At 58.3% G+C, this 25290-nt stretch carries 17 protein-coding genes and 1 rRNA gene; 12 read left to right on the forward strand and 6 right to left on the reverse strand.

The genetic code is table 11. The annotated features are described in order from the left end of the window. Window positions 1–8: 8 nt before the first annotated feature. Window positions 9–143 (reverse strand): 50S ribosomal protein L34, encoded by a 135-nt coding sequence (rpmH, locus tag H3T90_RS05505; protein ID WP_015022700.1) that lies wholly within the window; start codon window positions 141–143, stop codon window positions 9–11. Between the two features lie 331 nt (window positions 144–474). Between rpmH and dnaA the strand changes: the two genes are divergently transcribed. From dnaA to H3T90_RS05545, 8 genes are all read left to right on the forward strand, one after another. Then, window positions 475–2217, forward strand: a complete 1743-nt coding sequence (dnaA, locus tag H3T90_RS05510) for a chromosomal replication initiator protein DnaA (RefSeq protein WP_121912777.1) — start codon at window positions 475–477, stop codon at window positions 2215–2217. 414 nt (window positions 2218–2631) lie between these two features. Next, window positions 2632–3756 (forward strand): DNA polymerase III subunit beta, encoded by a 1125-nt coding sequence (gene dnaN, locus H3T90_RS05515; RefSeq protein ID WP_198229846.1) that lies wholly within the window; start codon window positions 2632–2634, stop codon window positions 3754–3756. Between the two features lie 29 nt (window positions 3757–3785). Then, on the forward strand, window positions 3786–5039 hold the full coding sequence (gene recF / locus H3T90_RS05520) for a DNA replication/repair protein RecF (RefSeq protein ID WP_198229847.1): 1254 nt from the start codon (window positions 3786–3788) through the stop codon (window positions 5037–5039). A gap of 8 nt (window positions 5040–5047) precedes the next feature. Next, the gene (locus H3T90_RS05525) at window positions 5048–5533 is read left to right on the forward strand and encodes a DciA family protein (protein WP_390895321.1); all 486 of its coding nucleotides are present in this window, start codon (window positions 5048–5050) and stop codon (window positions 5531–5533) included. Between the two features lie 292 nt (window positions 5534–5825). Next, window positions 5826–7874, forward strand: coding sequence for a DNA topoisomerase (ATP-hydrolyzing) subunit B (gyrB, locus tag H3T90_RS05530; RefSeq protein WP_110424643.1), 2049 nt, complete (start codon window positions 5826–5828; stop codon window positions 7872–7874). Between the two features lie 135 nt (window positions 7875–8009). Then, entirely contained in the window at window positions 8010–10637 is a 2628-nt protein-coding gene (gene gyrA / locus H3T90_RS05535; RefSeq protein ID WP_408610693.1) for a DNA gyrase subunit A, read from the forward strand. Between the two features lie 104 nt (window positions 10638–10741). Next, a complete protein-coding gene (locus H3T90_RS05540; protein ID WP_110424635.1) occupies window positions 10742–11368 on the forward strand; it encodes a DUF3566 domain-containing protein in 627 nt (208 codons plus the stop codon). A gap of 58 nt (window positions 11369–11426) precedes the next feature. Then, window positions 11427–12542: a VanZ family protein gene (locus H3T90_RS05545; RefSeq protein ID WP_198229848.1), complete on the forward strand. Its 1116-nt coding sequence runs from the start codon at window positions 11427–11429 to the stop codon at window positions 12540–12542. Here H3T90_RS05545 and H3T90_RS05550 read toward each other — a convergent pair. Continuing rightward, the gene (locus tag H3T90_RS05550; RefSeq protein WP_198229849.1) at window positions 12488–13441 is read right to left on the reverse strand and encodes a DMT family transporter; all 954 of its coding nucleotides are present in this window, start codon (window positions 13439–13441) and stop codon (window positions 12488–12490) included. The genes H3T90_RS05545 and H3T90_RS05550 overlap by 55 nt on opposite strands. A gap of 196 nt (window positions 13442–13637) precedes the next feature. Between H3T90_RS05550 and H3T90_RS05555 the strand changes: the two genes are divergently transcribed. Together H3T90_RS05555 and H3T90_RS05560 are read left to right on the forward strand one after the other, a co-directional pair. Then, window positions 13638–14348 carry a LytR/AlgR family response regulator transcription factor gene (locus tag H3T90_RS05555; RefSeq protein WP_046322082.1) on the forward strand — a complete coding sequence of 237 codons (711 nt, stop codon included), beginning with the start codon at window positions 13638–13640 and terminating at the stop codon, window positions 14346–14348. Next, the gene (locus H3T90_RS05560) at window positions 14345–15712 is read left to right on the forward strand and encodes a sensor histidine kinase (RefSeq protein ID WP_198229850.1); all 1368 of its coding nucleotides are present in this window, start codon (window positions 14345–14347) and stop codon (window positions 15710–15712) included. The genes H3T90_RS05555 and H3T90_RS05560 overlap by 4 nt, the downstream gene beginning before the upstream one ends. Here H3T90_RS05560 and H3T90_RS05565 read toward each other — a convergent pair. The 4 genes from H3T90_RS05565 to H3T90_RS05580 form a co-directional block, all read right to left on the reverse strand. Beyond that, window positions 15676–16725, reverse strand: a complete 1050-nt coding sequence (locus H3T90_RS05565) for a glycosyltransferase family 2 protein (RefSeq protein ID WP_198229851.1) — start codon at window positions 16723–16725, stop codon at window positions 15676–15678. The genes H3T90_RS05560 and H3T90_RS05565 overlap by 37 nt on opposite strands. Before the next feature lie 171 nt (window positions 16726–16896). After that, window positions 16897–17568: a hypothetical protein gene (locus H3T90_RS05570; protein WP_198229852.1), complete on the reverse strand. Its 672-nt coding sequence runs from the start codon at window positions 17566–17568 to the stop codon at window positions 16897–16899. Continuing rightward, on the reverse strand, window positions 17561–19990 hold the full coding sequence (locus H3T90_RS05575) for a glycoside hydrolase family 3 C-terminal domain-containing protein (RefSeq protein ID WP_198229853.1): 2430 nt from the start codon (window positions 19988–19990) through the stop codon (window positions 17561–17563). The genes H3T90_RS05570 and H3T90_RS05575 overlap by 8 nt, the downstream gene beginning before the upstream one ends. Window positions 19991–20381: 391 nt before the next feature. Continuing rightward, window positions 20382–23243, reverse strand: coding sequence for a beta-glucosidase (locus H3T90_RS05580; protein ID WP_198229854.1), 2862 nt, complete (start codon window positions 23241–23243; stop codon window positions 20382–20384). A gap of 611 nt (window positions 23244–23854) precedes the next feature. Between H3T90_RS05580 and H3T90_RS05585 the strand changes: the two genes are divergently transcribed. Beyond that, the gene (locus H3T90_RS05585; RefSeq protein WP_198229855.1) at window positions 23855–24691 is read left to right on the forward strand and encodes an alpha/beta fold hydrolase; all 837 of its coding nucleotides are present in this window, start codon (window positions 23855–23857) and stop codon (window positions 24689–24691) included. 528 nt (window positions 24692–25219) lie between these two features. Next, window positions 25220–25290 (forward strand): 16S ribosomal RNA (locus tag H3T90_RS05590); the annotation flags it as partial.

The following is a 25290-nucleotide window of genomic DNA, read 5'->3' on the forward strand; positions in this document are numbered from 1 at the left end:
GATCCGACTCAGGCAGAGAGGGTCCGACGGCCCTTGGCCCGGCGGCGGTTGATCAGGGCACGACCGGAGCGGGTACGCATGCGAGCGCGGAATCCGTGCTTCATGTGGCGACGGCGATTGTTGGGTTGGAATGTCCTCTTCATAATTCGTTGCTCCCGTGTGTAGACATACTCGAGTACGGCTCGTTATGAGTCAAGCTATATCACGGTACACATGAGCCGGGACGGAGTCAAACGAGCTTCCACCACCCAGCTGATTGGGACCGCTTCATGCCCTCCGCAAACCCTGTCATAGCAGGAAAAGGGCCTCCTCACTTATCCACAAATTACATCACTGTTATTCACATTCATCGCAGATACAACACGCTATCCTGTGGATAACCGCGCAAAGTCGGTGTAACAATGGGCTACTGTCGAATTTGAGAGAAGCAGAAAGACCGGGACAATCAGTCGTCAAGAAGAGAGGAGCACACTGATGGCGCAGGATCCGCTGGATGCCGCTGCCCAGGCCAAGAGAATCTGGGATTCGGTCCTGCAGGTGCTCCGCTATAGCAGTTCACTGACCTCCAGGGACAAGGGCTGGCTGGAGGACATCACCCCCGAGGCGGTTTTCGGCACCACCATCGTTTTGCGGGTCTCCTCCAAGGCAACTCAGGAGGCTGTGCAGGGACCGCTCAGCCAGCCCGTTTTAAATGCACTACAGCTGGTCACCAATCAGGAGATGTTCCCGGCTATTAAAATCGTCTACCCGGAGCAGATGGCCAAGCAGAAGGCTGCCGATCAACAGAACGACCACCGCGCATCCGCCATGGCCGGCACCGCACCGGGCAGTGGCGAGTTCCGTCAAGTCCCCAGTCCTGCTCAGGATCCCTATGACGACTACCAGCGTCAGGCCGGCACCGACCGATCCCCCAGCTCAGAGGTCCACTCGGACTGGCGGGCCGAGAATCCTGGAACATCCAAGTCCCCGATTGTCTCCGCTAATGACTTCCACGAAGGCACCTATGTGCCCATGACCTTGGATATGCAGGCCGAGCTATCCGAACCCTCCTCCGTGGTAAGGCCAACGGCAGGCGGTAATACCGATCGGCAGAGCGAGACAGAAAGGGCCACATCCCGGCCCGCCTTCACCGTGCCCCGCTTCCCCATGAACCAGAACCGGGTGGAGCGCGACCCACAGACTCACCTGAACAAGAACGCCACCTTCGATACCTTCGTCCCGGGCGATTCCAACCGCTTTGCGCGGACCGTGGCCTTGGCCGTGGCCGAAGGATCAGGTCAGGATTTCAACCCCCTGTGTATTTACGGCAGCTCAGGCCTGGGCAAGACCCATCTGCTCAACGCCATCGGCAACTATGCCCTGGTCAAGGATCCCTCGCTCAAGGTCCGATACGTCAACTCGGAGGAATTCACCAACGAATTCATCGACGCCCTGCAGAACTCCACCCAGGGATCGGGTCAGATCGCAGAATTCAATCGCCGCTACCGGCAGGTGGATGTGCTCCTTATCGATGACATCCAATTTCTAGGGGGCAAGGAAGCCACCCTGGACCAGTTCTTCCACACCTTTAATGCCCTGCATGACGCCAACAAGCGCATCGTCATCGCCTCGGACGTGGCCCCCAAGAATCTGAAGGGCTTCGAATCGCGACTAATCTCGCGTTTCGATTCGGGACTGACTGTAGACGTCAAGCCGCCAGATCGGGAGACACGGGTGGCCATCCTGAGAATGATGGCTTCCATGAACGGAGTCAGTATTCCCAACGAGGTTCTGGATCTGATCGCGGAACGCTTCACCGAAAACATCCGAGAGCTTGAGGGTGCTCTGACCCGTGTCACGGCCGTAGCCAGCCTCAATAATCAGCCGGTCACTACGGCCCTGGCTGAACAGACCCTGCAAGACTTCTTCTCTACGGACGTAGAAATCAAGCCCACTGACATCATCTCCCAAGTAGCCAAGTACTTCCATCTGACCTTCGACGATATCGTCGGCCGTACGCGCACCAAGAACATCGCCCTAGCCCGACAGATCGCCATGTATTTGGCCCGGGAAATGACCAGCATGTCCTTGGTCGACATCGGCGAGGTCTTTGGCGGCCGCGATCACACCACAGTCATGCACGCCTACACCCGTATCTCCAATGAGATGCAGGAAAAGCGAGAGATTTACAACTATGTCATGGAGCTCACGGTCCGGCTCAAGCAGCCTCAAAATTGATGCGACACGCAGACACTGTTGTGGATCGACAGAAAAAGATATCCACCTACTTATCCCCGGATGTGGGCAAACCTTGGGAATAACACACCGTTTTTCCGGGGATAAGTGGTGCATTTTCAGCGAATAACCGCGTCTCTTTTGTGGATAACCCAGCAAAAATACACCCCTGTGGATAACTTGGCCTCTTATTCACACCGACTCCACTGCTTATCCACATCGTCTGATTGAGGTCTATCCACTTCGTTGCAAGGGTTTGAGAACTTATCCACACCATCCACCGAGCTTATTACGATGACTCTATGTATATTTATGCAATAGTCACCTTCACACTCAAGCACATCTGCTTGTTCCAACCACATCACCTGAGCTATTCGATAGAATGAGTCCAGTTCATTCATCGACAAGAAGGCTCCCATGAAAGTAGAAGTGAATTCATCCGCACTCTCAGATGCAGTGGCCTGGACCACCCGCATCATCCCCTCCCGACCGGCTTCGCCGATTCTGGCAGGCATCAGGATGGAAGCCTCTGAAGGAACATTGAAGCTTTCTGCTTTTGATTACGAGGTTTCGGCAAGAAACCACATCGAGGCAGGCATCGATGAATCCGGAACAGCCTTGGTACTAGGCAAACTGCTGGCGGACATCACCAAATCACTACCATCGGAGAAAACCTATCTGTCAACCGAGGGATCCAAGATGACCATCACCTCGGGCAAGTCCACTTTTTCTCTGCAACTGATGCCTGACAGCGAATATCCCGACCTCCCTGCCGTTCCTGAGCCTATGGGCCAGGTGGATGCTGAGACCTTTATCCAGTCCATCTCCCAGTCCATCGTCGCTGTTTCCCGGGAGGAGAGCCGACCGGTCCTGACCAGCGTCAAGACCGAGATCACCGGGGACAAGGTGGTCATGACCGCCACCGACCGTTTCAGACTGTCCCGTTCGAGCTTCACCTGGACTCCTCGTGACGCCGATTTTTCCACCTCCATGCTGATCCGCGGCTCCCTGTTGCGAGACATCGCCCGTTCCCTGGACGAGCACCAGAATGTAACCATGGATTACGAGGCTGACAACCCCACCATCATGGGCGTGGAAAACGCTGGCAAAATATCCACCACCCAGCTGATCGATGGAGAATTTCCGGCCGTGGACCGTCTCTTTTCGGACGAGTACCCCATCCAGGCGGTCATCGCCCGGCAGGACCTGATCGATGCCATCAAGCGTGTGGCCCTGGTAGCCGAACGTAACGCCCCCATCCGTATGGTCTTCTCCGGCAACGAGGTGACTCTGAGCGCCGGCACAGCTGACGAGGCACAGGCACATGAGGTTCTGCAGGCGGATCTGGACGGGGAAGACATCACGGTGGCCTTCAATCCGAACTATCTGATTGACGGGCTGGGTGCCATCGCCGAGCCCTTTGTCCGCATCAAGATGACTTCGGCAGTCAAGGCTGTGGAATTCAACGGCCAGCAGGAGCAGGATTCCGAGGAGTCCATGGATTACCGTTACCTGCTGGTGCCCATGCGTTTCAACAACTGACATCCGGGTAGGTTCGAGGAACGATCGTCGTGCACATCTCCCGTCTGGTTCTGGATCACTTCCGTTCCTGGGAGCATTGTGTCCTCGATCTGGAGCCTGGAGTCACCATTCTGGAGGGGCGCAACGGTCTGGGCAAGACCAACCTGGTCGAGGCCGTCGAGGTCCTGTCCACCGGCGGCAGCCATAGGACTTCATCTTCACTACCCCTGGTAGAACGTGGGCAGTCCAAGGCCACCATAAGGGCCAGGCTGGAGCAGGACGGAACCGCTACTGACTATGAGCTGACCATTGCCGCCAAGGGAGCCAACCGGGGAAGAATCAACGGCGGGCCTTCCCTCTATCAGCGTGACCTGGTGGGCCGGGTACCCTGCGTGACCTTCAGCCCTGAGGATCAGCTGATGGTCTCCGGAGAGCCGGCGGCCAGGCGGGCCGTGCTGGACCAGGCCGGCAGCCAGCTCGATGTCGACTACTTCCAGGTCCGGCAGGATTTTCGTCATGTGGCCAAGCAGCGCGCCGCCCTGCTCAAGCAGCTCTCCCAGGCGGGCTATGATCCCTCGGGTGATGGGAGTGACGCCGCCCTTTCCGGCCTTGAGGTCTGGACTGGGCAGTTTATTCGCACCGGGCTGGATCTGAGCCGACGACGAGCGGCTCTGGTAGAGGCTCTGGACCAGCCCTTCAGCGATTTGTATGGTCGGCTTGCAGGCCCTGATCAGGATGCTCGATTGACTTACCAGCCATCCCTGGAGGAAATCGGACCCGATAGGCAGACCGGTCCAGAGGTCGCCGAAGCCGTCAGCCGTCACTTTCAGCGGATCTACCCGGGAGAAGTAGCTCGTGGCACTAATCTGATCGGTCCTCAGCGCGATGATTTGGTCTTCACCCTCAACGGCATGCCTGCTCGGGAGTTCGCCTCCAACGGTGAGATGTGGACCCTGGCTCTGGCTTTGCGGCTGGCTCTGCTGCAGGTGGTCAAGGATCGTCGCGATCTGGAGCCCATCGTCATTCTGGATGATGTCTTCGCCCAGTTGGATCGGGGCCGTAGGGATCAGATTCTGGACTTTGCCCGTCAGCAGAGCCAGGTGCTGATCACCGTGGCCGCCGACAGCGATATTCCCTCCCTGCAGGGTGCCAGGCTGGTGGATGTGTCCCGACTGAGGCATGTGCAGCCATCTGATCCGGCTGCCCAGGATCCAGCCATTGCCAGTGCCATGCAGGACCTGCGTCGAACCAGAGGGACGGCTCATGAGGACTCTGATATGCCGGAGGGGAACAACCTGTCATGAAGGCCCCCATGGTTGAGACTCTGCACCTGGATCAGCGTCGATTGCCGGCACTGGTCTTCGAGGGCTGCACGCGACGGGCGGCCACTCGTCGGCAGCGGGAGGACAACTCCCGTAAGGCCTGGTATGCATTCGGCAAGCCGGGCCGCGACCCAGCCAAACTGGGAGGTGTGGTGACCAGCCTTGCTGCTGGGAGCGGGTGGACCAGTCATCTGAAGGTTGCTCGGTTGCGCAACCAGTGGGACGGTGTAGTTGGACCCGGCATCGCCGCCCATTCGAGAGTGGTCTCCTACCAGGAGGGCGTGCTGATCATCCAGGCGCAGACCACGGTATGGGCCACTCAGCTGACCTACCTGGTCCCCCAGCTCAAAGCGACCATTGCCAAGCGGCTGGGCATGCCGGTCAGACAGATTCGGGTGACTGGCCCCCACAACTACAGCTTTCGCCGTTCGCGGTTCGATCCGCCCGGCCGAGGCGTGCGCGACACCTACGGGTGAACCCATAATCTGCGAATACCGTCTTCCCAGCTTTCTGTAAGCCTAAAGTCCCATAGCGCTGGTATTCTATAGGTTATAGGGTCAAACGCTTCCAAGGCCCCTTTATGGACGATTTGGAACCTGGTGACCATGAGTCAATCCCCCGCTCGACCACGAACGGAAGCTGCTTTGTCGTCAGTGGCCGACGATGGGGGTGCAGAAAGGACTATCCGTGGCAGATCTCAATACTGACCCGTCCCGGACCCCGCAAGAGGGCCGGGAAAACGAGGAGGACAAGCCTCAGGATGATGGCATGACGGGCCAGGATCAGCTGGATCAGCTGGACGATGCGCAGCTGGATGATTCGCTTTCACCCGAGCACTATGATGCCAGCGATCTGAAGGTGCTTGAGGGGCTGGAGGCGGTCCGCGTCCGTCCCGGCATGTACATCGGCTCGACGGGGCCCAGAGGCCTGCATCATCTGGTCTACGAGATCGTCGACAACTCGGTCGACGAGGCTCTGGCCGGGTACGCTGACCATATTGAAGTCACCATCCTGCCCGACAACGGCATCCGTGTGGACGACAACGGCCGTGGCATCCCTGTAGACGAGGTGCCAGGCGAGGGCAAGAGCGGCGTCGAGGTGGTCATGACCAAGCTGCATGCCGGCGGCAAGTTCGGAGGCGGCGGCTACGCGGTCTCGGGCGGTCTGCACGGCGTGGGCATCTCCGTGGTGAACGCCCTGTCCACCCGAATTGATGTCCAAGTGCGTCGACAGGGCTACCACTGGCATCAGAACTTCCGTAACCAGAAGCCGACCGCTCCCCTGTCCAAGGACCAAGCCATGGGGCCGGATGAGAGCACCGGCACCTCGGTGACCTTCTGGGCCGATCCCAAAATCTTCGAGACCACGGTCTATGACTTCGAGACCTTGCGCAGCCGTTTCCAACAGATGGCCTTCCTCAACAAGGGCCTGAGAATCACTTTGACCGACCTGCGTCCCAACGACCAGGCCGGCGACGAGGTGGCGGGCGAGGAGCAGACCCCGGAGCAGAAGGGACAGTCCGTCAGCTACCAGTATGCCAACGGCATCAAGGACTATGTGGACTATCTGGTCAAGGTCAGGAAGGCCACGCCTGTGGAGGCCGAGGTCATCGACTTCGAGGCCGAGGATCTGAAGCTGGGCATCTCCGCCGAGGTGGCCATGCAGTGGACCACCGCCTATTCGGAGTCGGTCCACACCTTCGCCAACACCATCGCGACCACTGAGGGCGGCACCCACGAAGAGGGATTCCGCGCGGCTCTGACCAGCATGATCAACCGCTACGCCAGGGACAAGAACATCCTCAAAGACAAGGACGATAACCTCTCTGGCGACGACGTGCGCGAGGGGCTGACCGCTGTGGTTTCTGTCAAGTTGACTAACCCGCAGTTCGAAGGCCAGACCAAGACCAAGCTGGGCAACTCCGAGGCCAAGACCTTCGTCCAGCGGGTCATGACCGAGAGGCTGAGTGACTGGTTCGACGCCCACCCAGGCGAGGCCAAGGCCATCATCCAGAAGGCCATGGAGGCCTCCCGCGCCAGGATCGCGGCTAAGAAGGCCCGCGAGAACACCCGTCGTAAGTCCATCTTCGAGACGGCCGGCATGCCCGACAAGCTCAAGGACTGCCAGTCCAGCGACCCCGAAGAGTGTGAGCTGTTCATCGTGGAGGGTGACTCAGCAGGCGGCTCGGCCATACAGGGGCGCAACCCTATGACCCAGGCCATTTTGCCGCTGCGTGGCAAGATCCTCAATACGGAGCGGGCCAGCCTGGACCGCATGATGAAGTCCGACACCATCGAATCCCTGATTACCGCTGTAGGAGGGGGATACGGCGAGGATTTCAACATCGACAAAGTGCGCTACCACAAGGTCATCATCATGGCCGACGCCGATGTGGACGGCGCCCACATCGCCACCCTGAACCTGACCCTCTTCTTCCGCTACATGCGGCCCATGATCGAGGCTGGCTACGTCTACGTGGCCATGCCTCCGCTCTACCGGCTCAAGTGGACCAAGGGTCCCCACAGCTTCGTCTACACCGACGCCGAGCGCGACAGGGTTCTGGCCGAGGGCAAGGCCTCAGGTCGGCAGCTGCCCAAGGGCGAAGGGATCCAGCGCTACAAGGGTCTGGGCGAGATGAGCTACCAGGAGCTCTGGGAGACCACCATGGACCCGGAGCATCGCATCCTCAAGAAGATCCGCATCGATGACGCCGAGCAGGCCGACGAGACCTTCACCATGCTCATGGGTGACGAGGTCGAACCCCGGCGTCTGTTCATCCAGCGCAACGCGCACGACGCCCGCTTCATTGACGCCTGAGACGCGGACGCCTCCCCTTTTCAACATTTGAGCTAAGGATCGATTTTGGCAGACGATAACAACAACGACAACAGCTCGGACCAGGACGGCCTCAACCTGCCCGACGGGTCTCGAGAGCCACTCAGCCCACAAGAGATGGACAACACCGATTATGGCCTCCTTAAGGGCGAGCGGATTCAGCCCATTGACCTCCAGCAGGAGATGCGGGAATCCTACCTGTCCTATGCCCTGTCCGTGATCGTGGAGCGGGCTCTGCCCGATGTCCGCGACGGCATGAAGCCGGTCCATCGTAGGGTCATCTACGCCATGTATGACGGCGGATACCGGCCCGACCGTGGCTACAACAAGTGCTCGCGCGTGGTGGGTGACGTCATGGGCAAGTACCACCCCCATGGCGATGCGGCCATCTATGACACCATTGTGCGCTTGGCCCAGTCCTGGTCTATGCGCTACCCGCTGGTGGACGGCCAAGGCAACTTCGGATCCCCCGGCGACGACCCGGCAGCCGCCATGAGGTACACCGAGTGCCGCATGGCCCCTCTGGCCATGGAGATGGTGCGCGACATCGACAAGGATACGGTCGACTTCATCCCCAATTACGACGGCAAGACCCAGGAGCCCACGGTTCTGCCCTCCCGCTTCCCCAACCTGCTGGTTAACGGATCAGCCGGCATCGCAGTGGGCATGGCCACCAACATTCCTCCGCACAACCTGCGCGAGGTATCCAAGGGTGTGCACTGGGCCCTGGAGCATCCCGAAGCTTCCAAGGAGGAACTACTCAACGCCCTGATCGCCATCATCAAGGGGCCTGACTTCCCCACCGGTGCTACCATTCTTGGGCACAAGGGCATCGAACAGGCCTACCGGACCGGACGAGGCCTGATCACCATGCGGGCCGTGGTCAACACCGAGGAGATCCGCGGACGGATGTGCCTGGTGGTTACCGAGCTGCCCTACCAGGTCAACCCTGACCGGCTGGCCTCCTCCATCCGTGAGGCCGTGCGCGACGGCAAGATCCAGGGCATTGCCGACATGCGCGATGAAACCTCGGGCCGCACCGGCCAGCGCCTGGTCCTGGTGCTCAAGCGCGATGCCGTGCCCAAGGTGGTCCTCAACAACCTTTACAAGCACACCCAGCTTCAGCAAACCTTCGGGGCCAACATGCTGGCCCTGGTGGACGGAGTCCCCCGGACCCTGAGTCTGGACGCCTTCATCCGCCACTGGGTGGATCACCAGCTGGACGTGGTCGAGCGGCGCACCCGCTACCTGAAGCGCGAGGCCGAGGATCGCGACCATATTCTGCAGGGGTATCTGAAGGCCCTGGATATGATTGACCAGGTCATTGCCCTGATTCGCGCCTCCAAGGACGTGGAGACCGCACGCACTGGTCTGATGGAGCTGCTGGATGTGGACGAGGTCCAGGCCGATGCCATCCTGGCCATGCAGCTGCGTCGTCTGGCTGCCCTGGAACGGCAGAAGATCCTGGACGAGCACGAGGATCTCATGCGCAAGATCGCCGACTACAACGACATCCTGGCCCACCCCGAGCGTCAGCGCACCATCGTGGGTGATGAGCTGGACGAGATCGTCGACAAGTACGGCGACGAGCGGCGCACCCGGATCGTCCCCTACTCGGGTGAGATGAACGTGGAGGATCTGATCGCCGACGAGCAGGTCGTGGTCACCGTCACCCACTCCGGCTTCGTCAAGCGGACCAAGGCCGACGAGTACCGGGCCCAGCACCGCGGCGGCAAGGGCATCCGCGGGGCCAGGCTGCGTGAGGACGACGTGGTGGACCACTTCTTCCTGACCAGCACCCACAACTGGCTGCTCTTCTTCACCAACAAGGGCCGGGTGTACAGGCTTAAGGCCTATGAGCTGCCTGAAGGCTCCCGCGATTCCAAGGGACAGCATGTAGCCAACCTGCTTCAGTTGGGTCAAGGCGAGCGGATTGAACAGGTCCTTTCCCTGCACGGCTACGACGATGCGGACTATCTGGTATTGGCCACGCGGACGGGACGGGTCAAGAAGACCCGCCTGGACGAGTATGATTCGCCCCGTCAGGGCGGTCTGATCGCCGTGCGACTGATGGAGCTGGGCACCGTCACCGACGAGGAGGGACAGGAGGTGCCCCAGAGCGATGAGTTGGTGGGTGCAGCACTCTGCAATGCCGATGACGAAATCATCCTGGTCTCCCGCAAGGGCATGAGCGTGCGCTTCTCGGCGGACGACTCCACCCTGCGGCCCATGGGACGGCAGACCGCTGGTGTCCAGGGCATGCGGTTCCGCCCAGGCGACGAACTGCTGAGCATGGACGTGATCGCCAAGGATTCCGAGGATGACCTGCTGGTGGTCACTGATGAGGGTTTTGCCAAGCGGACCGCTCTGAGTGAGTACCGCCTGCAGGGTCGCAACGGCTACGGTGTCAAGGCCATCGCCATGGTGGAGGGCCGGGGATCCCTGGTCGGCGCCCTGGTGGTGAATGAGGACGACCAAATCATGGCCATCATGAAGTCCGGCAAGGTCATCCGCTCCGATGTGGCCGAGGTCAAGCGGACCGGTCGCAACACCCAGGGAGTCACCCTGGCCAAGCCCGACAAGGGTGATGAGATTCTCTCCATCGCCCGCAATGCCGAACGTGACGACCAGGAAGAGGATGCCGATCAGACCGATCTGGCTTCCGCCGCTCCCCTGGCAGCCAAGGATCAGCCCATCGCCACCACCGGAACCGGCGACGGTCAGAGCCTGACCCAGGAGGACTGAGTTGGTCCGCTACCAGTCTGACAAGACTGGTAGCCTCGTAAGAAGTCATGCAGGCCCAGCGGCGGTATGCGCGGGCTATTGAACGCAAGGATCAAGGAGTGCCGATGAGCCAGGATGATCAGAAGCAGGTCAAGGCCGGCAAGCAGGGTGCTGGTAAGTCCCAAAAGGGGAAGACCAAGGCTGATGAATCCGCACAGGGCGAGTCCCGTCGAACTGCATCGGCCACTCCCCCGGCTCCTGCAGCCGGCAGGACGGCATCGGGACGTTCCGCAAGAACCACAGCTTCGGCTGCCGGTCCGGTCAAGGTATCCTCATCCCGTCCTGTTCGGCCTGCGGCTTCGGCTTCGGCGGCGCGTCCTCATGTGCCTCGGGCCCGGCGCATGCAGCTGTCCCTGACCCGGTTGGAGCCCTGGTCGGTGGCCAAGGTCACCTTCCTGTTGGCCATCGCCGGGGGCATCATTCAGGTGGTGGCTGCTGCCCTGCTCTGGTTCCTGCTCAACGCCATGGGGCTCTTTGACAACCTGACTCAGGTCATCTCCAAAACGGGCCTGGACGCGGGCGGCTTCGATCTGGGCCAGGTGCTGAGCCTGGGGACGGTCCTGAGTTCGGTGACCATCTTCTCCATTTTCGAGATTGTCATAGTAGTGGTTCTGGTCACCATTTTCGCCTTCCTCTACAACCTGGTCAGTTCCTTGGTAGGCGGCATCCACGTGACCTTGGGCGACGACTGAGCTCCTCGTCGGCGCAGTCAATCGGTCGATAGGCCCGAGGGCGATTTAGACTGGATTTGTGCTCTCGACATACTTGGACTACTTCAGCGGCTCCTTTGGCATATCTCTGGTCTTTTGGCCCTTGGCCTCGCTGATTCTGACCCTGCCCATTCTTGCCCTGATCTACAACCGGTATCACCGGCTCCGGTTGACAGCAGCCATGGCGGCCTACCTGACCGTCTTATACCTACTGGCCTTGGTCTTTTTCACCCTCTGGCCTATGCCCGACGACCGTGCCGCCTTCTGCGCCACCCATCATCTGAGCCCCCAGCTCAACCCCCTGCAGTTCCTGACCGATCTGAGCACAGGCGGTCGGATGGCCATGCTGCAGATCCTGCTCAATGTGGCCTTCTTCCTGCCCCTGGGCTTCATCATGGGTCGAGTCTTCCGCTGGCGCTTCATCCTGGCCCTGCCGGTAGCCCTCCTGGTCTCCCTCTTCATCGAAACGGCCCAGCTGACCGGGGTCTTCGGCATCGTCGGCTGTGCCTACCGTCTCTTCGACGTGGACGACCTGATTTGGAACACTTCTGGCGCAATAATCGGCTATCTGGTGGCCATGGTTGCCAACAAACTCATTCCCACCCGTCAGGCTGACGCCGCCCAGCTGGTAACCAACCCCGGGTTCATACACCGTGCCGTCTCCCTGGCTCTGGATCTGCTCCTGGCCACCATCCTGTCCATGTCCCTGGGGATGGGCGTGACCTATGCGGTCCATCGCCTGGGCACCTATCAACTGGATGGACACTACCGATTTGGCGGGCTGCTGATCGCCCCATCCGCTCTGGACATGTTTGGGACTGTGGTGGATCTGGTCATGCTGCTGATCTTTGAACTACTCATCCCCCTGCCCCGTAGGGGACGGACGCTGGGCGCCACCTTCACCCACATGACCGTCGAGACCAAGCAGCGGCATGGCTGGTCCCGCTTCCTCTTCTATCTGTTCAGAACCGCGATTATCCTGGCTGTCTTCGGCCCATGGACCGGCAACGTTCAGATTGCAACGCGCATCCTGGCCCTGCTCCTGCTGGTCTTCTATCTGATCAAGCGGCAGATGCCCTACGACCTCTTGCCTGGGACAGCCTACCGGGAGGAAGACACAGGTGCAGAGGAATCCGCCGATGACCGGCGGGGGTGAAGCCTGACCTCGGACAGGATGATGGCGGTGAAGATGATGGCGAAGCCCAGCAGATGGGTGGCTGTCAGCTCCTCGTGCAGGACTAGGACCGAGACCAGCATGCCGAATAAGCTCTCTGAACATAGGATTAGTGAACCTTGGGCGGCGGGGACCCTGGAAAAAGCGATGTTCTGGAAGTTCTGTGCCATGAGCGTCGAAATCAGTGTCAGATAAATCATTGAGCCCAAGGTCGATGGTGTGAAGTCGGCCGCACTGGGCAAGGGATCGAAGATCAGCGCGCAGACCAGGAAGAGGATACCGCCGAACAGTAGCTCCAGGTATGTCAGCGTGGGGGCATCGAACTTCTTGGTCAAAAACCCGGTGATCACCAGGTTGACCCCATAGAGCAGCGCGCCGGCCAGGGTCAGCAGGTCACCAGCGCTCAAAGACAGCCCCTGTCCCCCGCCATGGGCTGGCAGTGAGATCAGAGCCACACCCAGGATGCAGATGGCAGCCGCGACGAAGTGGCGCAGGGCCGGTCGTCGACGGGCCATGATCCAGACCAGGAAGGGCACAAAGATGCAGTAGGTGGCCGTCAGGAAGGAGTTGCGGCCCGGAGCGATGGTGGTCAGCCCCATCATCTGCAGGCTGAAGGCCGCCCAGTAGCTGACCCCCAGAATCAGCCCCGGTACCAAAGTGTGTATGGCCCCGGTTCTACGCAGCCGTGGCAGCAAAAAGGGTGTCATGATGGCAATGGCACAGAGGATGCGAATGCCCATCAGCCAGCGTACGGTCAGAGTCTCCATGGCAACCTTTTCGAAGGTGTATCCGGCTCCCCAGGCGGCTGCGGCCATCAGCAGCATCAGGCGGGCCAGCCAGGTGGAGGGTTTCCAGGATGAAGAGGGTGCGAAGGTAGACATGTTTCGACTCTAATCGTTCCCGTCCACAAGTGAGAATTGATTCGCAAGGCAAAAAGCGAACAGTTTAAACCATGCTTGTCCGAGTTCGGCTTCCGGCAAGCGCGGTCTGCCATGCGGACATCTCCGATATCATAGAAGAACGGTGATAACGGCGGCCATAGGTCCTTGGCCGACGGGGTAAGGAGTGTGCACCAGGATGATCAGAATCGCAGTGGTGGATGACGATTCCATCAGCTGTCGAACCATGGTCAATTACCTGAGCCGCTACCGCAAGGAACGTCAGGAGGAACTGACGGTCAGCGTTTTCACCGATGGCAAGGCTTTTGCAGATGGTTATCGGCCTGTGTATGACATCCTTCTTCTGGACATTCAGATGACCCCCATGGACGGGATTGAAGTGGCCCACAGGGTGCGTGCCCGTGACGAGTCGGTGGTCATCGTCTTCATAACTTCCGCTCCCCAGTACGCCATCAACGGCTATGAAGTGGGTGCCCTCTCCTACCTGCTCAAACCACTGCCCTGGTTCGCTTTCTCCCAGGAGCTGGACCGGTCCATTGCCCAGGTGCGCGGCCGCGTGGACCTGTCCATCCTGATTACCGAGGGCGCCCGATCCACCAGAATTCCCCTCAAGGACATCGTCTTCATCGAATCCGTCCGCCACAGCAGCGTCATCCACACCTTGGATTCCTCGCTGACCACGAACAGCACGCTGAAAAGTCTGGAGGGACAGCTGGATCAGCGGGGATTCTTCCGCTCCAACTCCTGTTACCTGGTCAATTTGGCCCATGTGACGGGCATGGAAGACCAGGACTGCATTATGTCAACCGGTCAGCGGCTGCGGGTCAGCCGACCCCGTAAGAAGTCCTTTATGACGGCTCTTACCGCTTACGTGGCAGGTCGGCCATGACCACCACCCACATCCTCAATGCCCTCCCTGACATCCCCCGGCTCTATACAGCCATCAGCGAGTGGCTGGGTTGCCTGGTCTACCTGTTGGCCATCGGGCCGAGGATCTCTCGGTTGCGGATGGTGGCGGTCCTTCTGCCTGGTCTGGCTGTGCTGATCGTGGTTCAGTACTGGGCTGGCACCCTGCCTATCGCCTTCTGGATCATCAGCATGTGCCTGGCTGTGGTCTGCATGTACGCCATCATTATGCTGGCTTCAGGGTTGGGTGCGCTGGATGGGGCCTATCTGCTGGCCCGCGCCTTCGTCCTGGCTGAGCTGATCGCCTCCCTGCATTGGCAGCTGGACTCCTTCATGCGGCCATCCAGTCACAGCCTGTACGACCCAGCCTCACTGGTTTTGCTGGTGTTGATCTACGGCGGCGTAGGGCTGCTGGCTTGGGTGGCTGAGCGACGTAACTTTGCCGATGCCCAGCCTTCCGTGCCTGGCCGCAGCGTCTTCATAGCCGCGGTTATCGCAGTGGTCACCTTCGCCATGTCCAACCTGAGCTTTGTCTCCACCAATACCCCCTTCTCCGGTCGGGTTGGCCTGGAGGTCTTCTATATCCGCACTCTGGTGGACCTGTGCGGGTTCGCCATGCTCTACGCCCAGCAGGAGCAGCTGCGGGAAAGCCATACCAGCGCCGAGTTGGCCTCCATTAACGCCCGGGCTTACAGCCAGCATCGCGAGTACATGCGCTCCAAGGAGAATCTGGATGCCATGGGCAGGCTTGCCCACGATCTCAAGCATCAAATCGCCGCCCTGCGCTCGCAGATGGACCCTGAGCGCAAGTCGCAGGACTTCGAGGAGCTGGAGGCTGCGGTCGGACGGTACGGGTCGCAGCAGCACACCGGCAACCCCATCCTGGATGTGGTCATGTCAACCAAGGAGCGCATCTGTTCGGAAGAGGGAATCACCCTGACCATGGTGGCCGACGGCTCGCTCCTGGAGGGGATGTCTCCCATGGATGTCTCCACTCTCTTCGGCAACGCCTTGGACAATGCCATTGAGGCCTTGAGAAAGGTCAAGGAGCCCGACCGCCGCCTGATCAAGGTGGCCCTGTACGCCCGAGGACAGTTCGTGGTGATTCGCATCGAAAACTACTTCGTCTCGCCTCTGAATTGGAAAGGCAATGGCGAGCTGGCCACCACCAAGACCAGGACCGACGATGGCCTGCATGGGTATGGGGTCAAGTCCATCCGGCACATAGTCCACCGCTATCAGGGCGAGATGACCCTACGCACCGAGCATCACTGGTTCAGCCTCTGCGTACTCCTGCCGAGGGAGGGCGATCAGTTGAAGCCCATGGCGGCTTCGGCGGCTTTATAACCCAGGCGGATGGCCAGGCGGCCCGGTCTGCCCGGCATGTTGATCATCCGGCAGAGCAGGGTGGAGCGGACATCGGAGGCGATGGCAGGGGAGCGGTGCTCCAGCCTACTCCAGAGCATGTCCTTGCTCCTGTAGTTGCTGGGCTTGCGAGAGAGGATCAGAAAGACCGAGGTCACCACGCAGTTGATGGACAGATAGTGGATCATATAACGATAAAGTCCACGGGGAACCGTCCCCGGGTCAGGCGTGGAATCCGCCATGAGTCTGTTGACCAGCAATAGTTGCGAGACTCGGGCGATCATGATCGAGGTCTGCACCGACTGGCCCTGACGGCCGGTGTGATAGCGGTAGAAATTCGTGTCCAGATAGAGCAGGGTGTGCACCCAGGGCAGGGGCTGATAGGAGTAGATGAAGTCCACATAGTAGGTGTGCTCGGGCAGGCGGGTGTGGGCCTGGCGGAGCACCTCGGTGCGCAGGATCAGGGCGTGCATGATCATGTACTGGGCCAGTCCGAACCGCCCCAGATGGTTCCAGTCCAGCACCCGCCCCGGGTCCATGACGCTACGGAAGTTGATGACCCGCTTATGCTTGCGGCCTTCTTTTTCATAGACGTAGTTGGTGACCACCATGTCCACCGGATTCGTACATCGCGATTGGTCGCGCAACTGGTCCAGGACCAGACTCAGCGATGTCGGGTCCACCCAGTCGTCGGCATCGACCACTTTGACGTAGCAGCCTCGGGCGGCTGCCAGGCCGGTGTTGACCGCGCCACCATGGCCCTTGTTGGTCTGGGTGATCAGACGGACGGTGTGCGGATGGCGTTCCTGGTATGACTGCACCACTTGCGCTGTGTCATCGGTGGATCCATCATCGACCACGATAACCTCCAGATCGTCCCCCTCCCGGCTCAGGAGCGAATCCAGGCAGGTCGGCAGATGCTGGGCCATGTTATAGGCGGGGACGATGAAGGTGAGAACGGGCGGGCTTGTGGAGGCCGGTCGGTCAGCTGTCATGAACGATCACTTCGCAAAAGAATGGGTCGGTGGGTATGTCGGCGGGGTTGCCGTACCCCCGCCGACGGCCGTTGCGACCACTGTACATGATGGGTTTGAGGAAAAGGCCCCGCCCCTCTGGTCGCCGATGCATGCCGGTTCATTGGCGACTGGGGGAGTGGGGCCGGAATTTTATTGGGCGCTCGCCTGAGATTCGGTGGGCTCCTGACGGAAGATGACCTTGAAGATGGGGAAGAAGACCCAGAAGGAGATGGCCGAGTTGATGATCATGGTGACCAAGTCAGCAACGGTGGTCCCAAGGCTGCCCCAGTTCAGAGTGTGCTGGAAGAAGCCGTAGATGGGGTCCTTGTACCAGCCCTGCAGCGCCGCCGCGATGATGGTGATGATCACATAGGCCGCCAGGTACCAGAAGGCCGCCTTCCAGACCGAGGAGTTGGACTTGAAGGTGATGTTGCGTTGGAGGAAGAAGTTGATGATCTGGGCAATCAGCAGGGTGATCTCCACCGCGAGGAAGTAGGCCAGGCCGCCCCCGCCGCCGTGGCCAATCGACCCGGCCGCATAGTCGAACAGGTAGTAGGGCTTGCCGCCGACGGTCCCCATGCGCCAGATCTGGAAGTTGGTGCCCACCAGGGAGGTGCCGTTGAAGATGGCCTTGAGCACGGGCATGAGCACCAGCTGCAGGACGGTGACCCCGTTGGACAGGATGAAGAAGACGATGAACTGGGCCAGGGTGGTGTGCTGGTCGCTGAACCGCCGCCACCAACGGACGATCGCCCACTGCGAGGCCGTAGTCGCCTTCCCCTGGGTCGGCTGTCCGGCCTGCTGGCTGTGCTGATCACTCATGATTGAGCTCCTTTCCGGTCTTGCGGTTGGCGGACATGTTCCTGAAGAATCCGGCGATGAATCCGCCCAGCCCCCGCCACAGGTGGCCATTGGGGATGCGCACGATGGCCTCGACCATGGCCGTGTCAATCAGCCCGTTGGTCATCTTGGCCATGGCCCTGGGGGGCATGTTGAGCAGGAAGAGGGTGTTCAGGTCGGGGTTGCCGGTCTTGGTCTCGTGGCGGCTCTCGTTCTTGGCCAGGAAGTTGGCCACGAACCTGGCCAGGGCGCTTCTGGAGTCCTTCCAGGACGAGAGCGGATCGTTGATGCCGAAGGAGTTGACGATGCCCTGTCGAACCACCGGGTGACCGAAGAGTGCTGTCACTGCGGCATCGTCGACCTCCTTGACCCGGCCGGTCAGGTAGGCGCCCAGGGCAGGGTCGGGACTCTGCGGGTCGACGGTGCCCTGGACGGTTAGATGTCCGCTCAGCTCCATGCTGCGGGCGTCGGATCCAATCATGATGGTCCAGCCGCCGGCTTCGACCTGCCATGAGTTGCTGGCTGTGTCGAAGTGCCGGAAGGTCGTCTGGTCGAAGTCGATACGGACACGGGTTGATTGACCGGCTTCCAGGCTGACCTTCTTGAAGCCTTTTAGTTCGCGGACCGGCCTGAGCACGCCACCCTTGGGCGCCTGGACGTAGAGCTGGGGAACGGTGGCCCCCTGCCTGTCCGAGTCGTTGGTCAGGGTGAAGGTTGCTCCCTTGTCGTCCACGGATAGATCGGCATAGGTGAAGTGTGCGTAGGACAGGCCGTATCCGAAGGGGAAGCGTTCCTCCACGCCGGTGGTCAGGTAATAACGGTAGCCGACGAAGGGACCCTCCCGGTAGATCGATTCGTGAGCAGGGTCGGGATACCAGTCGGCGCTGGGGCAGTCGGCATAGGACTTGGGCCAGGTTTCCGCCAGGTGGCCGGAGGGGTTGACCCGGCCCGTCAGGATGTTCAGGGTGGCTGATGCACCAGCTTGCCCGGACAGTCCTATGTAGAGGACGGCATCGCACTGGTCGATCCAGTCGGTGGTGACAGGGGAGCCCGCTACCAGGACGACCACCAAAGGTTTGTCCGTCGCACCCAAGGCCTTGATCAGGTCGACCTGGTTGCTGGGAATGTCCATGTGGGAACGGTCCAGGCCCTCGGATTCGCTGCGCTCGTCCAGGCCCACGCAGGCAACGATTACATCAGCCTGGTCGGCCGTAGCCACGGCCTGGTCGATCAAAGATTGGTTCTTCTCGCCATGGCGTTCATATCCCTGGCTGTAGGAGGCCAGCTCCAGGCCGTCGCCGTTGCCCTGCCTGATCAGGTCCAGCATGCTCTCCTGCTTGGCCGCGTTGACCTTTGAGGACCCAGATCCTTGGAACCTTGGAGTCTCGGCCATGTCGCCGACCAGGGCGACCCGTGTGCCGGCGGCCAGTGGCAGGCGTCCCTCCCGATTGACCAGAAGGACGGCGGATCCCTCGGCGATGCTCCTTGCCACCTGATGGTGGTCCCGTATCTGGTCTGCGGTCAGGTTCCCATCGGGGTCCATGTCGGAGTGATAGGTCAGCTTGGCCAGTTGCGCCACCTCTTCGGCCCGGGCGTTCAGGTCGGCCTCGTCCAGGCGGCCTTCCTGCACTGCCTTGGCTATCTGGCGGACGGAGTCGTACCCGGCCTGGGGCATTTCAAGGGAGGAGCCATTGGCGGCTGCAGCGACCGCACTGTTGGAGCCGCCCCAATCCGAGACCACCATTCCGTCGAAGCCCCACTCCTTGCGTAGGATGTCCTTGAGCAGGTGGGGATTCTCGTTGGCATAGGTGCCGTTGACCATGTTGTAAGAGGTCATGATGGCCCAGGGATGGGCCTGGCGTACGGCGATCTCGAATCCGGTCAGATAGAGCTCGCGCATGGTGCGCTCATCTACCACGGAGTCGGATGCCTGGCGGCGCAGCTCCTGGCTGTTCATGGCGAAATGCTTGGGGGTGGCGGCTACTCCCTGTGACTGGATGCCTTCAATAAGGCCAGCAGCCATATGACCGGCTACCTGGGGGTCTTCGGAATAGTATTCAAAGTTTCTGCCGCACAGGGGATTACGCTTGATGTTCATGCCCGGACCCAGGACCATGTTGACGCCCAGGCTTCTAGCCTCGCTGCCCAGCGCCTGGCCCATGGTCTTGGCCAGCTCCGGGTCCCATGAGCAGGCCACAGTGCCGGCTGTGGGGAAGCAGGTGGCGGGCTTGGATTTGCCCATGCCCAGGTTGTCCCCTGATCCGGTCTGGCGCCGCAGGCCGTGCGGACCGTCGCTCAGGACCATGCTCGGGACGCCCGCCCTCTTCAGGGCACGGGTCGCCCAGGTGGATTTTCCGGAGAGCAGCGATGCCCGTTCCAGAACTGTCAGATCCTTGACTTCCATGGTGTTCCCTCTCCACGATCTCTTCGGTGGTTAACCGGCCAGTCTCTCCGAGAGGTCAAGACCTGTGCCGAAGTTCTCTGCAGGTTCAGAAAACAACGAAGTTTTCTGATAATGGTTCGATTGCTGTTTATTTGTATTATTAGTGACTATGCTTCTAAGAGCACACCCTGTTCCTAATCTGTATGAACGGGTGCATAAATGGTTTCATTTCGGTTTATTTGCGTCTAATTACGGTTTCTTCCCAACGAAGACTTCAGTAGTTATCTTCCTTGCCTAGAAGATGGGTGACCAGAGAGTTATTCGCATTCCTTCAATGGAAAGAGGAAGCCAGTTATACAGCAAGTTTGTCTGGCTTCCTCTATCCCCTACGCTGCTATTTGCCTCGGAGTGATCACTTGCGCTTCATGAAGCGCTTGATGGTGATGAACTCGGCAAGCAGGGCCAGAACCAAGGTTAGACCCCAAATTATATACATGGTGGTGCGCCAGAAGGGAGTCTTGGACTTGGGCTGACCGTTAGCGTACATCCAGCTATTAGCTGTAGTGTAGAGGATGTTATGGCTAGCTTGTCGCATGGCCTTGAGCGAGGTGGCTGATTTGTTGGCGACATGGTTCGTTACATCCATAGTTGCCAACATCGAGTCGTTGCCATTGCGCATTTCTTGGTCGCCGTTCTGGAAAGTATCGTATGCGCCAAAATAATCAGTAACAACGAAGCCTCGGAACCCCCACTCGCCTCGCAAAACCTTCTGCAGGAGGTCGGGGTTGGCACCTGAGTACTTAGGCCCGATGTAGTTGAAGGAGCTCATGACAGCGGTAGCACCACCCTTTTTGACACTCATCTCAAAGGGTTTGAGATAAATCTCTCGCATGGACTGTTCATCGGCCCACGTGCAAAGCATGTCAGTTCGATTTGTCTCTTGCTCATTGAGAGCGAAGTGCTTGATAAAAGCGTAGACTCCTTTTGTCTGTGCACTCTCGACTTCGGCCGAGGCCAGAGTCCCGGCAAGAACAGGATCTTCAGAGAAGTACTCAAAATTACGACCGCCGAAGGCGGATCGATGAATGTTCATTGCCGGCGCGTACCAACCAGTAATGTGCATGTCTTTAGCCATTTGTGCAATCATGTCGCCGAAACGCTTAGCGAGGTTACGATTCCATGTGCAGGCGAAAGCTGTAGAGGAGGGGAAACCGATTGAACCAACCTTGGTGAAGTTATTGTTCAGCGCAGCTGGCCCATCTGCGTCAACTAATTGGATTTTTCCAATGGATTTGATAGCAGGTGTGCCATATCCGCCTTTGGCAATGAGGCTGTCCATATCCTTAAAGGTAAGCTGATCGAGAAGCTTGTCCCAAAGCGGATCATCATAGGATTTCCCGTACAGATCAGACAGGTGGATTCCGTTTTTAGCTCCCATGATTGGTGCCTTATCAGAGGCTTTGTCGAACTTCTTGGAGTCGTAGTTTCCATTATTGACAAAGTTCGCTTTAATCTCATCGCTCATAGACATGGAAGCAGGCTTTTCGCTTGCTTGTGTGTGATTGGCGAACCTGTTGGCACGACTCAAATAAGTGAGGTCACCCCTAGTATTGTCGAAGTGATTTGTGGCAGGAGTGCGGTCGCCGTTGTGTGTTTTATCTTTGCTGTTGTAAGCTACGGTATTCGCAATGGTCAGAGTTCTGCTGTCAATGACAGTATGGGAATCCGTCTGCAGGGATACCTTGTAGTCACCTTTTTCCAAGACATAGGATTTCGCGCCCTTAGCATCGTACGAAGCCATATCACCTTCATCGAAGGAGAGCTCAACTGTTTGGGATTCCCCGGGCTTCAGCTCCTTGGTTTTCTGGAAGGCGACCAGGTTGGTGGAGGCTTTCTCAATACCTCCATTGGTGTATGGAGGGTTGTAGTACAGCTCTACTACATTCTTTCCTGGCTTTTGACCCTTGTTGGTTACGGTCACATTGACCGAGACCTTTCCATTGGCGTGGTTGAGCTCGCTCATTTTCTGTTCAAAGTGTGTGTATGAGAGACCATACCCGAAGGGATACTGGACGAGGTCGTTGTAATTGATAAGACCTTCCTGGGCCGCTGTCTCATAGAACCTGTATCCGACGTAGATGCCTTCGTTGTAATTGATGAAGTGCGGTTTGACCATTTCACCGGAGAATGCGTCCTTCAATTCGAATTGATCGGCATTATCGTAGGTGAAATCACCGAAGTTGTTCCAGTTCGGGGCTTTTTTCAGATCTTTAATGAAAGTGTCCGAGGTTCTTCCGGAGGGGTTTACTTTGCCTGCCAGGATGTCGCCAAGAGATTGGAATCCTGTCTGTCCTGCAGGAGGGCACCAGAGGACCGACTTGATCTGAGGATATTTATCCAGGAAATCGAATTGGAAAGTATTGGCACCGTTATAGATCAAAGTAACTTTGCTGAAATTCTTGGTTACTAAATCGAGGAGGTCTTTCTCTGAGTGGTCGAGTTGCAGGTAGTGTTGACCAGCCTCAAATTCTGCGTACTTCTTTGAATTCTCGTTGAAGATGACATTCTTTGCTTTCATGTCAGTGGGCAGGTCCGATCCCTCTCCACCGGTACGAGCAATCACCACGACTGCCTGGTCGGAGAATTCCTTGCAGTTATCGATTAGGTTTTGGGAATACCGCTCTACTGGCGTCTCGGGAAGGGACCAATTTGCCTTGAAGCCACTTTCTGGGCGTTTTTCCCGGAAGTCGGTATAAAACTTGCTCAGTTTGCTGTTAGTGCTGAATCCAGCTCGTTTCATTCCCTCCAGCATCGATACTGTCGGATATTGGTCAGACATTGATCCCGATCCTGAACCGCCGTAAACAGGATTAGTTGAGCTCCATCCGAAAACGTTAATTTTTTTAGTTGATAGGGGGAGATTAGATTCATCGTTCTTCAGTAGGGTGATGGCTTCCCGTTGCGTTTCGTTGGCGAGTTTATTGGCCGAAGCGACAGTCTGGCTGCTCAATAAGTGTTTTTCAACACTTGCATTATTCAGAATGGTAGACATGGGGCCGGTCAGCATCATGGAGATCGTGGCGACGACGGCTACCAGTGCAATGATCCAAGACTCTGAATGTACTAATTTACGGGCACCCAGGTTGGTCACAGTTTTTTTGTTGACTGCGAAGGTGATGATCAGTGCCAGGATAAGCAGTACGCCGACGGTGACCAGATATGGTACCAGCGAATGCAATATGGTAATGACATCAGCCATATTAATTTGTAACATGGTTCTTGTCTCCTTGTTATCTTCTTGCTTGAAACAAGCCGACAAAGGCCATGCGCTCATGTTTGATAAGGAGCAACTTTGGTCTTTATCACCTGCTTTCTTTTACTATGACAAGGCGCATAAAATGTCTCAAAGAAATATCATGAATTGTCGATTAAAGCGTCTGATCTGTCGTACTGAAGCCAGAAAGTGTCGATAAAAGAGTATCAGTTCTTCGTTTGTCTGTACCTCATAATTATGGCAGGATTTAGCCTGCCAGCACTTATACGGGCGGGTTACGTCAATCATCAGCGGTCCTAGCGGTGCAGAGTAATTAAATCAGCATGCTGAGCCAATACCTTGCTGCTCCAGAGACAGGGATACTTATGTCGTAGGGCTTGGTGAGTGGCCCTAAGACGTTATTCTGATGCCGCAGACGGTTTCGACTGGTGTTTCAGAGATACACAGGCCTGCTCTGCTGCTCGCTTTATCGTACGAATGAGAGATTCTTGTGGTCTGTTTTCCGATAGAATTCCATTATGGCCCAAGGCAGAAGCTGTGCTCATCATCAGTGTTCCACGCATTCACGTTTGTATTGGACGTGGATTAGAGGTACACGCCTTGTCTTCTCGATGAATCCAGCACCTCGCCGTGCCCTTATTATCCTTTACCTCCATGGCGGTCCGGGCGATGCCTGCATTCCGCTGACCATGCGCTACAACGCGGCCTTGGAACGCGATTTCCGTTTCATCAACCTGGACCAGCGGGGCAGCGGTCTGTCCTACCATCCCTTTGCCCCTGGCGAGGCGGTGACCATCGATTCGATGGTCGAAGATGTTCACCAGTTCGTGCTAAAGCTTCTTCGAGCCTACAGGCAGGATTCTCTGATTCTCATCGGTCATTCCTGGGGTAGCGTCCTAGGGCTGGAGATGGTGAAGCGCTATCCCTCGCTTGTTCGTTGCTACATCGGCCTTGGGCAGGTTGTCAGCATGCGCGCCGCTCTTCGGCTAAGACGGCATTGGGGGCAACAGAATTTGGGTCCCCGGCTCGGTTCGGTCGTCAGCAGGGAGAGCGGAACCGCTGACATGGTGCTGATGATCAATGAGTTGTTGTCTCGTGGCGGGGCTGCCATGCTGTTCGGATCCCTGGGGCGGATCATGACTTACCTGCGCTCGCCCTACTACAACTGGTCGCGTCTGCTCAACCACGCCAAGGGGGTGGCTCAATCCCGCGCTCGCTTGGATGCTGAGCTGGAGCAGGTTGATTTCAGCAGGCAGACTTCTTTCGGGGCACCGGTATATTTCATTAGCGGCAAGTATGACCGTCATCTGCCAGGCACTCTGGTTGAGCGGTTTGCGGATGGGCTGAAGAGTCCACATCGGTTCATTCGCTTTGACCGGTCCGGGCACTGCCCGCAATGGGATGAGCCTGAACGGTTTGCAGCGACGGTTAAAGCCGTCTGCCTGTAACCCTCTATTGACATGCAAGGGCTGCCTTGCCGCTTTCGCCGATTCGCATGCTAGAAATACATGCTGCAAGCGACGAAATCTACTAATATGAGTCATGGAAGATATTGGTTTGAGCCTCGCTGAAGAGCGCGCGGGGCTCCTGGATAGGCGAAGGTCGACGGAACGGGGGACCATGTCGATGAAAATCGACACGCCGTAGAATCCCCGGAATCGTTGGGTTCCTTCGATATTTTCCTATGCCAATTTGCGGGACAACGCAACTTCGTGTAAGTTTACTTCTTGCTGCCCGGCAGTGATGAGAACTCTTCGGAGGGCTTGGAGCTGTTGGTGTGGTGGTGGTTTGAGAACTCAAGAGCGTGTTTGTGCTACTTATAGCTTTTTGATTGCCAGTCCGATGCCCGCCCGGCTGTTGTCGGGTACGTGGGAGCGTTGTGAGGGGTGTCGGGGTTTTTCGTGGGTTGGTTTCCTCCTTATGGAAGCTGGCCCGTCAATTATTGATGTGGGCTGTTTCGGCCTTCTTCATGGTTTTTTGTGGAGGGTTTGATTCTGGCTCAGGATGAACGCTGGCGGCGTGCTTAACACATGCAAGTCGAACGGGA

The sequence above is a fragment of the Bifidobacterium polysaccharolyticum genome, assembly GCF_016101585.1.
Taxonomy (GTDB): domain Bacteria; phylum Actinomycetota; class Actinomycetes; order Actinomycetales; family Bifidobacteriaceae; genus Bombiscardovia; species Bombiscardovia polysaccharolytica.

Excerpts from the sequence above, each read along its gene's own strand:
- rpmH (WP_015022700.1), bottom strand. The coding sequence starts at position 143 with ATGAAGAGGACATTCCAACCCAACAATCGCCGTCGCCACATGAAGCAC.
- dnaA (WP_121912777.1), top strand. The coding sequence starts at position 475 with ATGGCGCAGGATCCGCTGGATGCCGCTGCCCAGGCCAAGAGAATCTGG.
- dnaN (WP_198229846.1), top strand. The coding sequence starts at position 2,632 with ATGAAAGTAGAAGTGAATTCATCCGCACTCTCAGATGCAGTGGCCTGG.
- H3T90_RS05525 (WP_390895321.1), top strand. The coding sequence starts at position 5,048 with ATGGTTGAGACTCTGCACCTGGATCAGCGTCGATTGCCGGCACTGGTC.
- gyrB (WP_110424643.1), top strand. The coding sequence starts at position 5,826 with ATGACGGGCCAGGATCAGCTGGATCAGCTGGACGATGCGCAGCTGGAT.
- gyrA (WP_408610693.1), top strand. The coding sequence starts at position 8,010 with ATGGACAACACCGATTATGGCCTCCTTAAGGGCGAGCGGATTCAGCCC.
- H3T90_RS05540 (WP_110424635.1), top strand. The coding sequence starts at position 10,742 with ATGAGCCAGGATGATCAGAAGCAGGTCAAGGCCGGCAAGCAGGGTGCT.
- H3T90_RS05550 (WP_198229849.1), bottom strand. The coding sequence starts at position 13,441 with ATGTCTACCTTCGCACCCTCTTCATCCTGGAAACCCTCCACCTGGCTG.
- H3T90_RS05555 (WP_046322082.1), top strand. The coding sequence starts at position 13,638 with ATGATCAGAATCGCAGTGGTGGATGACGATTCCATCAGCTGTCGAACC.
- H3T90_RS05560 (WP_198229850.1), top strand. The coding sequence starts at position 14,345 with ATGACCACCACCCACATCCTCAATGCCCTCCCTGACATCCCCCGGCTC.
- H3T90_RS05565 (WP_198229851.1), bottom strand. The coding sequence starts at position 16,725 with ATGACAGCTGACCGACCGGCCTCCACAAGCCCGCCCGTTCTCACCTTC.
- H3T90_RS05570 (WP_198229852.1), bottom strand. The coding sequence starts at position 17,568 with ATGAGTGATCAGCACAGCCAGCAGGCCGGACAGCCGACCCAGGGGAAG.
- H3T90_RS05575 (WP_198229853.1), bottom strand. The coding sequence starts at position 19,990 with ATGGAAGTCAAGGATCTGACAGTTCTGGAACGGGCATCGCTGCTCTCC.
- H3T90_RS05580 (WP_198229854.1), bottom strand. The coding sequence starts at position 23,243 with ATGTTACAAATTAATATGGCTGATGTCATTACCATATTGCATTCGCTG.
- H3T90_RS05585 (WP_198229855.1), top strand. The coding sequence starts at position 23,855 with ATGAATCCAGCACCTCGCCGTGCCCTTATTATCCTTTACCTCCATGGC.